This window comes from Burkholderia sp. NFPP32 (assembly GCF_900119325.1).
GTDB classification, from domain to species: Bacteria; Pseudomonadota; Gammaproteobacteria; order Burkholderiales; family Burkholderiaceae; genus Burkholderia; species Burkholderia pyrrocinia_C.
On sequence record NZ_FPJP01000002.1, the window covers coordinates 256454 to 270163 of the forward strand.

Sequence of the window (13710 nt, forward strand, 5' to 3'; positions counted from 1 at the left end):
CGTTTTCCGTCTCAGCCGGTCACGTCGATCCCGTCGAGCAGGCGTTGCGCGAGTCTGGGCTCGCGCAATTGCTCCAGCCACCATTGCAGCGCGCGGCCGTCGCGATCGCCGTGCCACGCGACATACAGCACGTTCGGTTCGCGCGGGTTGGCCGTCTGTTTCTCGACGAGCTCGCCGCGCGCGAGCAGCGACGCCACGCGCCAGCGCGGCACCCAGCCGACGCCGAGCGCGTCGCGCTGCGCGAGGATCTTCGCGCGCATCGACGGCACCGCGAGCACGGCCTGCCCGCCGAGCAGGCCATACGCGCGGCCGGCCGCGCGCCGCGACGAATCGGCGACGACGACCGCGCGATGCGCGCCGATCGCGTCGCGCGTCAGCACGTCGCTCACGGATGCAAGCGGATGGCGCGGCGACACCGCGAACACCCACTCCATCGCGCCCAGTTCGAACCATTTGAAGCCGGGGATTGCCGGCGGCTCGTTGGTCGCGCCGACGACCAGATCTGCGCGACCGTCGCGCAGCGCTTCCCAGGTGCCGCCGAGCACTTCGTGCGTGAAGCGCAGCGACACGCCCGAATCGAGCGCGTCGAACGCGCGGACGACCGGCAGCAGCGTGTCGAACTCCAGCACCTCGTCGCTGACGATCCACAGCCGGTCCTCCCAGCCGCTCGCGACCTGCCGCACGCGCTGCGTCAGCCGCGCGACGTCCAGCGCCAGCCGCGCCGCTTCGTCGGCCAGCAGTTGTCCGGCCGGCGTGAGCTGCAGCCGATAGCCGCGCCGGTCGAACAGCAGCGCGTCGAAACGCGTTTCGAGCTGGCGCGCCGCGTGCGACACGGTCGACGGCGCCTTGCCGAGCCGCGCGGCGGCGCGCGACAGGCTGCCGGTGGCGCGGATCGCGTCGAGCAGCGCAAGTTCGTCTTCGGACAGCATGGGGGCACTCCGGTTCGGGGTGAGTCTGGGATTGTCGTGGCTCCCGTGGATCGTAAGGCAGCGGCGGGCGGCGGTGCAATCGGACGGCGTTCGATACGGCGGATGGGCGGATGGGTGTCGGGCGCAACATCCTGCCACACCGAGTCCGCGCGCCGGCGGCATACTGGCGGTACACCGATTCCGGCAAATCAGCATCAATCGAGGTAACCACTGCGATGGACATCGCGATCCGCATCGAAGGCCGTCACGACCTGACGGGGCAAATCTTCCGGCAACTGCGCACCGCGATCGTCGACGGGCGCCTGGCAGGCGGCGCGCGGCTGCCGTCGACGCGCGATCTCGCGAAGCAGCTCGGCGTATCGCGCAAGACGACGCTCGACGCGTTCGAGCGTCTCGTCGCCGAGGGCTACCTGAATACGCGTGCGGGCGACGGCACGTTCGTCGCCGACGGCCTCGCGCGCGTGCCGCATGCCGCGGCCATGCCGGCGCCGTCGCTCGTCGAGGACACGCCGCGCATCGACGCGGTCGACGCACGCGCGCTGTGGAACGACCTCCCCGACGCGCTCGCGATGCCCGCGCCGCAAGACTCACCCGGCTTCGACTTCCGCGGCGGCGTGACCGACAAGACGCTGTTCCCGTTCGATGCGTGGCGGCGCTGCCTGCATCACGCGCTGCGCCAGCAGGCACGCGGCCCCGGCCAGTACCACGACCCGGCCGGCGATCCGCAGTTGCGCGGCGCGATCGCACGCTATGTCGCGTTCAGCCGCGCGGTCGCGTGCAGCTGGGACGATGTGCTGGTCACGCAAGGCGCACAGCAGGCGCTCGACCTGCTCGCGCGCGTCGTCGTGCGGCCCGGCGACGTGGTCGCGGTCGAGGACCCCGGCTATCCGCCGGCACGCGCCGCGTTCGCGTCGCTCGGCGCGACGGTGATCGGCGTGCCGGTCGATGCGCACGGCCTCGTCACGGAACGGCTGCCCGACGAAGCGCGGCTCGTCTACGTGACGCCGTCGCACCAGTTCCCGCTCGGGATGCCGATGACGCTGGAGCGGCGCATCGCGCTGCTCGAATGGGCACAGCGCCGCCGCGCGGTGATCATCGAGGACGACTACGACGGCGAGTTCCGCTTCGAAGGCCGACCCGTGGAATCGCTGAAGAGCCTCGACCGCACGGGCCTCGTCGCGTACGTCGGCACGTTCTCGAAGACGATCTTTCCCGAACTGCGGATCGGCTACGCGATTCCGCCGCGCGCGCTGCGCGGCGCGCTCGCCAAGGCGAAGCAGATCGTCGACTGGCACACCTGCACGCTGACGCAGGCGGCGCTCGCGCGCTTCATGCTCGAAGGCGATTTCGCGCGGCACCTGAAGCGCGTGCAGAAACATTACGACGCGCGCCGCAAGATGCTGATCGCGCATCTGCGCGGCGAGCTCGCGCCGTGGTTCGACGCGATCGTGCCGACCGCCGGCATCCACCTCGCGGCATACCTGAAGCCGGGGCCCGATGAAGCGGCGCTGGTGCGCGCGGCGCGCGAGCAGGACATCGGCCTGTACGGGATCTCGGCGTTCCATGTCGGCGTGCCGGTCCGTGCGGGGCTGCTGTTCGGCTATGGCGGGATCGACGCGCTGCGCATCGACACGGCGCTCGCGCAACTGGCCGGGCTGCTGGATTCGGGCCGTGTCGGCCGCCCGGCACTGGTTACCTGAATTTCCACAAAATTGGCTATTCAAGCAGGCCAATTCGGGTCTTAAAGTGGGTCCTGTCGCGCCACCGTGCGCACCAACCGAAAAAGGACCTGCCATGCAACCGCGCCTGAACTTCTATACCGCCAGCCCGAATGCGATCAAGGTGATGCGCAACGCCGAGGACTTCATCGCGAAGAGTTCGATCGAGAAGCCGCTCGCCGAACTCGTCCGCCTGCGCGCATCGCAGATCAACGGCTGCGCGTTCTGCGTCGACATGCACACGACCGACGCGCGCAAGGGCGGCGAAACCGACCGCCGTCTCGCGACCGTCGTCACGTGGCGCGAAACGCCGTTTTTCACCGAGCGCGAACGCGCGGCGCTGGAATGGACCGAGGCGCTGACGCTAGTGGCCGGCAATCACGTGCCCGACGCCGTCTGGGAAGCCGTGAAGCCGCACTTCAGCGACGAGGAGCTGTTCGACCTGTCGATGCTGATCGCGACGATCAACACATGGAACCGCTTCGCGATCGCGTTCCGCAAGATGCCCGAGTAAGGAGACGACGATGATCCGCTCCACGCTCCAGCGAGCCGCCCTGTGTGCGGGGCTCGCGCTCGGCGCCGCGATGCCGGCCGCCGCCCATGCGCACGACGCCGGCGACAACGTGCACGCGATCATGCAGCAGGCGGTGCCCGAAGCGCCGGGCAAGCTCGCCGTCGTCGCGACCGTCGACTATGCGCCCGGCCAGGCTTCCGACGCGCACCGGCACCTCGGCTCGGTGTTCGCGGTCGTGTCGAAAGGCGAAGTGCTGTCGCAGGTGAACGGCGGCCCGCTGCATCGCTACCGCGCCGGCGAAGGCTGGTACGAGGCGCCCGGCTCGCGCCACCAGGTGTCGCGCAACGCGAGTGCGACCGAGCCCGCGCAGCTCGTCGTGTTCGGGCTGACCGGCGAACACGCGCCGCTGAAGTCGCCGATCGATCAGTGACGACGTTTCGGGGGTGCGTGCCGTGTGCGGTCCGTGCCTCCGTTTCTCGACCGGTTTTCCCGCCGGTTCCGTGCAGTTTCTCGGCCTTCTCCGCCGCTTGTCGCTGTTTCCCCTCTGCCGTTTCCCCTCCGCCGTTTCCCATCGCCGTTTCCCCCCTGCCATTTCCCCATTAGCCGCTCCCTACACTCCGCCGCCGGCACACCGCCCTCGGCCGCGCGCGCCGCTTTCCCGCGCGTCCGCGCCGCCATTCGACGCGCGTCTGATCTCGATCAACGCCGGCGAAAACCCTTCCTTGAAATTAACTAACTCATCAATTAGCGTCGTCTGCATGAACGCGAAATCCACCGTCGCCAGGCCGCGCGGGCGCCGCCCGTCGGTGGACGATTTCGACCTGCGCGACCACATGCTCGACGTCGCGATGCAGTTGTTCGCCGAGCACGGCATCGCCGCGACGACGGTCGCGCAGATCGCCGCCGCCGCTGGCGTCACGTCCGCGATGGTCCACTACTACTTCACGAATCGCGAGCAACTGCTCGACGCGATCGTCGAGGAGCGGCTCGCGCAGGTCATCGCGTTCGTGTGGCGCCCGACCGAGCCGCAGATCGAGAACGATCCGTTCGCGCTCGTCGCCGAACTCGTCGACCGCTTCTTCGACGTCACGCATCGCATGCCGTGGCTGCCGTCGATCTGGCTGCGCGAGATCGTCCATGAAGGCGGGCTGCTGCGCGAACGGATGCTGCGGCGCATTCCGCTCGAGCATGTCGGGCGTTTCGCCGAACGCATCCGCGCCGCGCAGCACGCCGGCACGCTGAACCCCGCGCTGGAACCCGCGTTCCTGTTCCATTCGATCATCGCGCTCGTGATGCTGCCGCTTGCGACCGCGAAGCTGTGGCAAAGCGCGCGCGGCCTGCCGCCGATCGATCGCGACGTGCTGCACCGGCATGTCCGCGCGCTGCTCGGTTCCGGCCTGCGGCCGCCGGCCGCCGCGCCGCGTGCGCGGACGCGCTCGCCGCGGAGGCCGTCGTGAACGCGGCCCGCGCGCTATCGCTCGCGCTCGCCGCCTTCGCGCTGCTCGCCGGTTGCGGACGGTCGACGGACAACGGCACGACCTACCAGGGTTATGTCGAAGGCGAATTCGTGTACCTGTCGTCGTCGCAATCGGGCACGCTGACGCAGTTGTCGGTCGCACGCGGCCAGGCCGTCGCCGCCGGCACGCCCGCGTTCTCGCTCGAAGCCGCGAACGAAACGGCCGCGCTGCTGCAGGCACGGCATCAGCTCGCCGCGGCACGCGCGCAGCTCGCCGACCTGCAGACCGGCAAGCGCCCGCCGGAAGTGGCAGTCACGCAGGCGCAGCTCGCGCAGGCCACCGCGCAGGCCGCACGGGCCGCCGCGCAACTCGCGCGCGACGAACGCCAGTACGCGGCCGGCGGCCTGTCGAAGCAGCAGCTCGACGATTCGCGCACGTCCGCGCAAACCACCGCCGCGCAGATGCGCGAACTGCAGAAGCAGGTCGACGTCGCTCGCCTGCCGGGCCGCGCGCAGCAGGTCGCCGCGCAGGCCGCGCAGGTCGACGCCGCGCAGGCAGCGGTCGCCGAAGCGCAATGGAAGCTCGACCAGAAGCGCGTCGCCGTACCCGCCGCCGGGCGCGTGTACGACACGCTGTACCGCGTCGGCGAATGGGTGCAGGCAGGCAATCCGGTCGTGCAGATGCTGCCGCCGCAGAACCTGAAGGTGCGCTTCTTCGTGCCGGAAGCCGTCATCGCATCGCTCGCGCCGGGGCGCGCGGTCGCGATCCGCTGCGACGGCTGCGCGGCCGACGTGCCCGCACGCATCACCTATGTGTCGAGCGAGGCCGAATACACGCCGCCCGTGATCTACAGCAACGAGAGCCGGACCAAGCTCGTGTTCATGATCGAGGCGCGCCCCGCCGTCGCCGACGCGCCGAAGCTGCATCCGGGCCAGCCCGTCGCCGTGAGGGTGCAATGAACGCGCCGGCCGCTCCGTATGCGATCGACGTCGATCGCCTGAACAAGCGCTTCGGCGACAAGCACGTCGTGAAGGACGTCTCGCTGCGCGTCGCGCGCGGCGAGATCTTCGGCTTTCTCGGGCCGAACGGCAGCGGCAAGACGACCTCGATCCGGATGATGTGCGGCCTGCTCACGCCCGACTCGGGCAGCGGCACCTGCCTCGGCTACGACATCGTGCGCGACAGCGCGCAGATCAAGCGGCACGTCGGCTACATGACGCAGCGCTTTTCGTACTGGGAAGACCTGTCGATCCGCGAGAACCTCGATTTCGTCGCGCGCGTGTACGGGATGCCCGACCGCAAGGCGGCCGTCGCGCGCGCGCTCGACGGGCTCGGCCTCGCGAGCCGCGCGGACCAGCTCACGGGTGCGCTGTCGGGTGGCTGGAAACAGCGCCTCGCGCTGGCCGCGTGCATGCTGCACGAGCCCGAGCTGCTGCTGCTCGACGAGCCGACCGCCGGCGTCGATCCGGCCGCGCGCCGCGACTTCTGGGAGGAACTGCACCGGCTGGCCGCGCAAGGGATTTCAGTGCTCGTCAGCACGCACTACATGGACGAAGCCGAGCGCTGCCACAAGCTCGCCTATATCGCGTCCGGCGAACTGCTTGCGCAAGGCACGTCGGCGGAGATCATCGCGTCGCAGCACCTGTCGACCCGCACGATCACCGGCGAGCACCTGACCGAACTATCCGCACGGCTGCGCGCGATGCCGGGCGTCGATCAAACCGTCGTGTTCGGTTCCGCGCTGCACGTGAGCGGCCGCGATCGCGCCGCGCTCGACGCGACGCTCGCGCGGGTCGCGAGCGACGATGCGTCGCTGCGGGTCGCGCCCATCGACACCGGGCTCGAGGACGTCTTCATCTACATGATGGGCCGCGCGTCCGGGCCGCCCGGCGGAGCATCGTCATGAACGCGTGGGCGCGCCTGCGCGAATCGTTTTCGGTCGCGCGCTGGTGGAGCATCGTGCTGAAGGAATTCCTGCAGTTGCGCCGCGACCGCGTGACGTTCGCGATGATCGTCGGCGTGCCGATCATCCAGCTCGCGCTGTTCGGTTTCGCGATCAACACCGATCCGAAGCACCTGCCGACCGCGGTGATCGTCGCCGATTCGAGCCCGTTCGCGCGCAGCTTCATCGCCGCGATGCGCAATTCCGCGTACTTCGACATCGTCGAGACGCTGCCGGACGAAGCGGCCGGCCGGCATGCGCTCGCCCGCGGCGACGTGCAGTTCGTGCTGAGCGTGCCGGCCGATTTCTCGCGGCGGCTGCTGCGCGGCGAGCGTCCGTCGCTGCTCGTCGAGGCGGACGCGACCGATCCCGTCGCGACCGCATCCGCGATCGGCGCGCTGCCGGGCCTCGTGCAGCCCGTCGCGGACAAGGACCTGACGGGGCCGCTCGCGCACCTGAAGAACGGCCGCCCGGCCGCGTTCGACGTCGTGCTGCACCGGCTGTACAACCCGGAAGGCATCACGCAGTACAACGTCGTGCCGGGCCTGATGGGCGTAATCCTGACGATGACGATGGTGATGATGACGGGCCTCGCGATCACGCGCGAACGCGAGCGCGGCACGATGGAAAACCTGCTCGCGACGCCCGTGCGGCCGCTCGAGGTGATGACGGGCAAGATCGTCCCGTACGTGCTGATCGGGCTGATCCAGGTGTCGATCATCCTCGTCGCGGCGCGCTTCGTGTTCGTCGTGCCGTTCGTCGGCGGCGTGTTCGCGATCTACCTGTCCGCGCTGCTGTTCATCGCCGCGAACCTGACGGTCGGCATCACGCTGTCATCGCTCGCGCAGAACCAGTTGCAGGCAATGCAGCTCGCGGTGTTCTATTTCCTGCCGAACATCCTGCTGTCCGGTTTCATGTTCCCGTTCGCCGGGATGCCGAAGTGGGCGCAGTTCATCGGCAACCTGCTGCCGCTCACCTATTTCAACCGCCTCGTGCGCGGCATCCTGCTGAAGGGCAACGGCTGGGCCGACCTGTGGCCGTCCGTGTGGCCGGTCGCGCTGTTCACCGTCGTCGTGATGGGCATCGCGCTGCGCTTCTACCGGCGCACGCTCGATTAGGGGCCGCACGATGAAACCGGCTTCGCATCGCGCCTCCATCGCTGCAAGCGGCATTACGCTGGCCGCCGCTGCGCTGCTCGTCGCCGGTTGCGCGGTCGGGCCGGATTTCCGCACGCCGGACGCACCGGCCACACAGCAATACACGCGCGACGAGCCGCCCGTCACGACGGCGGCCGCCGGCGGCCCGGCCGGCGACGCGCAGACGTTCGCATCGGCCGCGCACACGCCGCAACGCTGGTGGACCGAGTTCGGCTCCGAACCGCTGAACCGGCTCGTCGACACCGCATGGCAAAACAGCCCGACGCTCGCCGAGGCCCGCGCGCGGCTCGACGAAGCGCGGCAGAACCATGCAGCCGAAGCCGGCGCGACGATGCTGCCGCGCGTCGACGCGAACCTGTCCGCCACGCGCGAGAAGGTCGACATCGCCGCGTTCGGGCTGCCGGGCAACGTGCCGAATCCGGGGCCGTTCACGCTGTACGACGCGTCGGTCAGCGTGTCGTACGTGCTCGACGTGTTCGGCGGCAACCGGCGCGCGCTCGAAGCGCTGCGCGCGCAGGTCGACTATCAGTCGTACACGCTCGACGCCGCGAAGCTGACGCTCGCGGGCAACGTCGTCGCCACCGCGATCCTGCGCGCGTCGCTCGCGCAGCAGGTCGCGCTCACGCAGCAACTGGTCGACGCGCAGGCGCGGCAGTTGCGCATCGTCGACGCGCGCTTCGCGGCAGGCGGCGTGTCGCAGGCCGACGTGCATGCGCAACGCGCGCTGCTCGCGCAGACGCAGGCATCGCTGCCGCCGCTCGCGGCCCGCCTCGCGCAGGCCGGCCACCGGCTCGCGATCCTGCTCGGTGCGCCGCCGTCCAGCGCGATGCTGCCCGACCTCACGCTCGATGCACTCGTGCTGCCGCGGACACTGCCCGTCACGCTACCGTCGACGCTCGCGCGCGAACGGCCCGACATCCGCGCAGCGGAAGCCATGCTGCATCAGGCGAGCGCGAACGTCGGCGTGGCCACCGCGAACCTGTATCCGCGTTTTTCGATTTCGGCGGGGATCGGCTCGGAACGCACGCGCATCGCGGATATCGTGAGCGGGTTGAATGTATGGAACGTCGGCCTTGGTCTTGCGCAGCCACTCTTTCACGGCGGCGAGTTGCGCGCGAAGAAACGCGCGGCCGAAGCGGCGTACGACGCCGCGTTCGCGAGCTATCGGGAAACCGTGCTGCAGGCGCTTCAGCAGGTAGCCGACGCGATGCGCGCGGTCGAGCACGACGCGGCCGAGCTGCAGGCGCGCGACACGGCCGCGCAGGAAGCGGCGGCACGCAACGCGATTGCCGGCGGCCGTTACGCGGCGGGCGGGATCAGCACATTCGACCTGCTCGACGCGCAGCGGCAGACGTTGCAGACAACGCTCGACCGTACCCGCGCGCAGGCCGATCGGCTTGCCGATACGGCGGCGCTGTTCCAGGCGCTGGCGGGGAGCTGGATGGATGATGCCGCGAAGTGACCGGCAGGATGGCGTTGGCACCGGCCGGACACCGCCGGTCTGCACGCCATGCGCCGCGTGAGCGGCGCGCTTGTCGCGCTCGGCTGCCGTCGCCGCCCGCTTCCGTTCGATGCCGCCTATGACGGAACCCGCAGTAAGCACAACGCGTACCGCCAATAAAAAAACCGGCCCGAAGGCCGGTTTTTCATACTGCATGCCGTGAGCGGCGCTCGCGCGCCGCGCGACATCAGAAGCGGTGGATCAGGCCGACGCCTGCAGCGATCTGGTTCTGCTTCGAACCTGCGCCCACGCCGTCGCCGATCGACGTCGTTGCATTAACGATGCCGCCGGTAAGGCCGCTGATCGTCTTGCCGCTAGCATGCTGCCAAGCCTCAACCGCGTACAGGCCCGTGCGCTTCGACAGGCTGTAGTACTGCGACAGCGTGACCTGGTGGTACTTGGCCGAGCTCGAAACACCGTTCGACTGCGTTGCCGCCGTGTACGAGTAGCCTGCTGCGAAGTCCCACTGCGGCGATGCCTTCCAGTGCAGCACGGCGCCAGCCGTGTTGAAGATCGCCGTGTTGCGGAATGCCGACAGCGTGCCCGGGATGTACTGGACGTTCGAGTACGACACCGAGATGTCCCACGCCGGCGTGAACTGGTAACCGGCCGTCACGGCGAGACGCTGTTGCGACTGTGCCGTCTTGTAACCGCCGTTGATCGACGACACGGCCTGCTCCGCACCGTTGCCGGCCGAATCCAGACCATTTTGTGCCGTCGAGTTCGCGCCCCACACGCCGCCGCCGAGCGTCGCGTTGTTGATGCGCTGATAGCCGACTGCGATGCCTGCCGGGCCGTTCAGGTACTGGACCGCCGCGCTCCAGGTCGAGCCGCGGTTGAAGCTGCCTGCCACGCCGCCGAGCGAGTACGAACCGCCGACCGTGAAGCCGTAGAACTTCGGCGACATGTAGACGAGCGAGTTGTTCGCGCGGTAGCTGGTATCCAGCGAGTCGATATCGCCCGGGTGCGCGCCGTAGTAACCGGTCAGCCAGGTCGTCGGGCTATACGGCGACAGCAGCGTGTAGTACGCGGTGTACTGGCGGCCGGCCGTCAGCGTACCGTACGTGGCGTTGGTCAGACCAACCCACGCCTGGCGCGTGAAGATGCCGTTCGTCCACTGCGACGAACCGTTGTTCGCGTTGAAGCCGGCTTCCAACTGGAAAATCGCCTTCGTGCCGCCGCCGAGATCTTCGCTGCCCTTCAGGCCGAAGCGGCTGCCTGCCCAAATGCCGGTGGCCATCTGCACCTTCGAGTGACCACCCGAGACCGCGCTGGTCGCCGACGAGTTGTTCTGGTAAGCGATAGCGTTATCGACGATACCGTACAGGGTCACGCTGCTCTGGGCGTGGGCGGCGGTAGCGGCTGCAAGGCCCGCTGCCGTCATGGCGAAAGCGACGCGCTTTTTCATTGATTCTCCGTCCTCAAAGAATGATTTCTTTTCTGGTGTGGTTTTATGACTGACACATGTGCGAGTACATGCCGGCGCAATTCTGACGGATTACCGATTATTTCCCAACACGCGCAGTCGGTCATCGTATGATCGACGCAACGCGCGGGTTCACCAAGCAGTTACATAACACCTGAAAACGCTTACGCGGCGGGCATTTCCGGCATTTCCCGGTGAAAACCCTAGCTTTACATTTTTACGGGTGCAACGCGACCGCCTCATGTCGTCAGACGCCTTCGGCAAAAAATCGTCTTACAAATGCGCGATCGCAGCTGACGCCGCGATTCACGCCGCCGCGCAGGATCGCTGACGTTCATGACACCCACATTTCGCGAAACGAAATCATGAAAACGTTTCAGTCCGCGCGCGGGAGATCGGACGGGAGCGGCCCGGCGAACGCGGGCCGAAGGACGATGCCGGCGCGGCGCGCCGGCGACATTCAACGCGATGCCGGCGCGACGAGCCGCGCGTTCACCGCATCGGCGAGCGCGGTCATCCGCGCACGGATCGCCGTGTTCGAGCCGACCAGCGCGAGCGACGACGCCATGATCCGGTAGATACGTTTTCTCGGCACCTTGGCCGGCTTCGCCGGGGCGAGCCACGCATCGTGGCCGGCCAGCAGTTCGAGCGTTTCGAGGCCGATCATGATCGGCCACAGGCACGCGAGCCGCAGCCGCACGAAGCGACGCGGAATCGCGAGCGTATACAGGCATGCATCGCGATACTGGTCGAGCGCGATGCGCAGCAGGTCGACCAGCACGCCGCGCGCGCGCGCCGACGCGTCGGGCTGCATCAGGTCGGCGACGCCGAGCCCGTGCGTGCGCAGCACGTCGTCGGGCAGGTAGCAGCGGCCGATGCGCAGGTCCTTCGCGCAGTCGCGCAGGATGTTGGTCATCTGCAGCGCCTTGCCGAAACGGATGCCCTTCTCGCGCATGCCCGGCAAATCCCAGCCGCGCGCGGCACGCGTGTGCGCGCCCGTCATGTCGGTCCAGAACTCGCCCACGCAGCCCGCGACGAGGTACGTGTAGCGATCGAGCATGTCGCGCGTCGGCAGCGACGCGACCTGCCCCGACTGCTCGTCCGGGAACGTGCGCAGATCGAATTCCATGCCTGACGTCAGCGTCGCGACGACCTTGCGGATCGACGCCCGGTCGGCGTCCGGCTGCGCGCGCAGCAGCGCCAGCATCGGCTCCATCGAGCCGAGCAGCACGTGCTCGTGCGAATCCGTCTGCATCCGCGTCACGTCGTCGAGCGAACGCGACAGCGCCGCGCCGTCGCCGAGCCGCTCGATCTCGTCGCGCAGGTCGGTCAGCAACGCGGCCCGGCGATCGGGCGCGACGAGCGCGGTGTCGGCGATCGTGTCGGCCGCGCGCGCGAGCAGATACGCGAGCCCGACCGGGTCGCGCATGCCGTCGGGCAGCACGCGCAGCGTCAGATAGAAGGAGCGGGAAACGTTCTTCAGCAGGTCGCCGAGCAGGTAGGCGGGATCGGTTCGGGTCGTCATGGGTCGGGAAAAATCGGCCGGCGCGGGCCCCGGACGCACACGGGCGCCGGGCGCCCGCGCCGGTCCGCGAGTCGCCGCATCGTCGCGCCGCGCGGGCATGGGCCCTGACGCTGCGATGCAAAATTCCCGCAAGTTTAGTGCATCCGGCGCAAGGCCTGCCCGAGACGGCCGGAATGCGGCACGCACATCGATGCCGCGCCGCTCCCCGCCGCCGTCATCGCAGCCCCGAACAAAACGGAAAGGCAGAAGTAATACATATGTAATTATTCGATGCGACGATCGCGTCCCGTTCGATCCCATATGACGCGGCACGACAGCCGCGCCGGCGGAGCGAGCACCCTTTCCCGATTTTCCCGATTTTTCCGACTCCCGTTTCGAAGGTTCATCGACATGTTCTTCACGCGCCCGAGCGCCCTGCGCTACGTCCCGTTCGCCTGTGCCGCAGCCTTCCTGCTCGCCGCGTGCGGCGGCGACGACGACCTGACGTCCGATCCCACGCAGCCGATTTCCGCGAAGGTCCAGGTGGTCGGCCATCGCGGCGCGAGCGCGCTGCGCCCCGAACACACGCTCGCGTCGTATCGCAAGGCGATCGAGGACGGCGCGGACGTCATCGAGCCCGACCTCGTGTCGACGCGCGACGGCGTGCTCGTCGCGCGCCACGAGAACGAGATCTCGGGCACGACGAACGTGTCGGCGCTGCCGCAGTTCGCGAGCCGCAAGGCGACCAAGACGATCGACGGCGCTCAGCTCACGGGCTGGTTCACCGAGGATTTCACGCTCGCCGAGCTGAAGACGCTGCGTGCGCGCGAGCGCATTCCGCAGATCCGCCCCGCGAACACCGCATACAACGACCAGTTCGAGATTCCGACCTTCGACGAGATCGTCGCGCTCGCGAAGCAGATGTCCGCGCAGACCGGCCGCACGATCCACCTGTATCCGGAAACCAAGCATCCGACCTACTTCCAGTCGATCAATCTGCCGCTCGAGGATCGCCTCGTCGACGCGCTGCTGAAGGATCCGTACACGTCGCGCACGGCGACCGTCTACATCCAGTCGTTCGAGGTCGCGAACCTGAAAACGATCCGCAACCGGATCAAGTCGAGCCAGCCCAACTGGAAGCTCGTGCAGCTGATGGACGAAGCCGGCCAGCGCCCGTACGACTTCGTGAAGGCGAACGACAAGCGCACCTACGGCGACCTGTCGACGCGCGACGGCATGCGCGAGATCGCGACCTATGCGAACGGCGTCGGCCCGTACAAGACGTCGATCATCGCGGTCGCAGCGGACGGCACGCTGCAGCAGCCGACGCCGTACGTGCGCTATGCACATGAGGCCGGCCTCGTCGTGCATCCGTACACGTTCCGCCCGGAGAACAACTTCCTGCCCGCGTCGCTGAAGGACGGCGGCACGCCGGCCACGCGCAACACGGCCGGCTCGGTGCGCGAGATCCAGGCCTACCTGCGCGCGGGCATCGACGGCTTCTTCACCGACGATCCGGCGGTCGGCCGCACGGCCGTCGATACGTTCAAGCGCTGAATGCC

Annotated in this window: 12 protein-coding genes; 9 read left to right on the forward strand and 3 right to left on the reverse strand. The window is 68.6% G+C overall.

The window, feature by feature from the left end; translation table 11 throughout:
- Positions 1 to 11: 11 nt before the first annotated feature.
- Positions 12 to 929: a LysR family transcriptional regulator gene (locus tag BT264_RS05495; protein WP_072436699.1), complete on the reverse strand. Its 918-nt coding sequence runs from the start codon at positions 927 to 929 to the stop codon at positions 12 to 14.
- Between the two features lie 215 nt (positions 930 to 1144).
- On the opposite strand from BT264_RS05495, the gene BT264_RS05500 reads away from it, so the two are divergent.
- The 8 genes from BT264_RS05500 to BT264_RS05535 all read left to right on the forward strand — a co-directional run bounded on the left by BT264_RS05500 (position 1145) and on the right by BT264_RS05535 (position 9179).
- Complete coding sequence (locus tag BT264_RS05500) at positions 1145 to 2629, forward strand: MocR-like pyridoxine biosynthesis transcription factor PdxR (RefSeq protein ID WP_072436698.1); 1485 nt, start codon at positions 1145 to 1147, stop codon at positions 2627 to 2629.
- A gap of 94 nt (positions 2630 to 2723) precedes the next feature.
- Positions 2724 to 3161 carry a carboxymuconolactone decarboxylase family protein gene (locus BT264_RS05505; RefSeq protein ID WP_072436697.1) on the forward strand — a complete coding sequence of 146 codons (438 nt, stop codon included), beginning with the start codon at positions 2724 to 2726 and terminating at the stop codon, positions 3159 to 3161.
- 10 nt (positions 3162 to 3171) lie between these two features.
- Entirely contained in the window at positions 3172 to 3591 is a 420-nt protein-coding gene (locus tag BT264_RS05510) for a cupin domain-containing protein (protein ID WP_072436696.1), read from the forward strand.
- A gap of 328 nt (positions 3592 to 3919) precedes the next feature.
- Positions 3920 to 4618, forward strand: a complete 699-nt coding sequence (locus tag BT264_RS05515; protein WP_072436695.1) for a TetR/AcrR family transcriptional regulator — start codon at positions 3920 to 3922, stop codon at positions 4616 to 4618.
- Positions 4615 to 5577, forward strand: coding sequence for an HlyD family secretion protein (locus tag BT264_RS05520; protein WP_072436694.1), 963 nt, complete (start codon positions 4615 to 4617; stop codon positions 5575 to 5577). Before BT264_RS05515 ends, BT264_RS05520 begins: the two co-directional genes overlap by 4 nt.
- On the forward strand, positions 5574 to 6524 hold the full coding sequence (locus BT264_RS05525; RefSeq protein ID WP_072436693.1) for an ABC transporter ATP-binding protein: 951 nt from the start codon (positions 5574 to 5576) through the stop codon (positions 6522 to 6524). Before BT264_RS05520 ends, BT264_RS05525 begins: the two co-directional genes overlap by 4 nt.
- The gene (locus BT264_RS05530; RefSeq protein ID WP_072436692.1) at positions 6521 to 7678 is read left to right on the forward strand and encodes an ABC transporter permease; all 1158 of its coding nucleotides are present in this window, start codon (positions 6521 to 6523) and stop codon (positions 7676 to 7678) included. Before BT264_RS05525 ends, BT264_RS05530 begins: the two co-directional genes overlap by 4 nt.
- Positions 7679 to 7688: 10 nt before the next feature.
- Entirely contained in the window at positions 7689 to 9179 is a 1491-nt protein-coding gene (locus tag BT264_RS05535; protein WP_072436691.1) for an efflux transporter outer membrane subunit, read from the forward strand.
- Positions 9180 to 9405: 226 nt separating this feature from the next.
- On the opposite strand, the gene BT264_RS05540 is transcribed toward BT264_RS05535, so the two are convergent.
- Both BT264_RS05540 and BT264_RS05545 read right to left on the reverse strand, forming a co-directional pair.
- Positions 9406 to 10626 carry a porin gene (locus tag BT264_RS05540; RefSeq protein WP_072436690.1) on the reverse strand — a complete coding sequence of 407 codons (1221 nt, stop codon included), beginning with the start codon at positions 10624 to 10626 and terminating at the stop codon, positions 9406 to 9408.
- Positions 10627 to 11104: 478 nt separating this feature from the next.
- Positions 11105 to 12169, reverse strand: coding sequence for a phytoene/squalene synthase family protein (locus BT264_RS05545; RefSeq protein WP_072436689.1), 1065 nt, complete (start codon positions 12167 to 12169; stop codon positions 11105 to 11107).
- Between the two features lie 390 nt (positions 12170 to 12559).
- Between BT264_RS05545 and BT264_RS05550 the strand changes: the two genes are divergently transcribed.
- On the forward strand, positions 12560 to 13705 hold the full coding sequence (locus BT264_RS05550) for a glycerophosphodiester phosphodiesterase (protein WP_072436688.1): 1146 nt from the start codon (positions 12560 to 12562) through the stop codon (positions 13703 to 13705).
- Positions 13706 to 13710 lie beyond the last annotated feature (5 nt).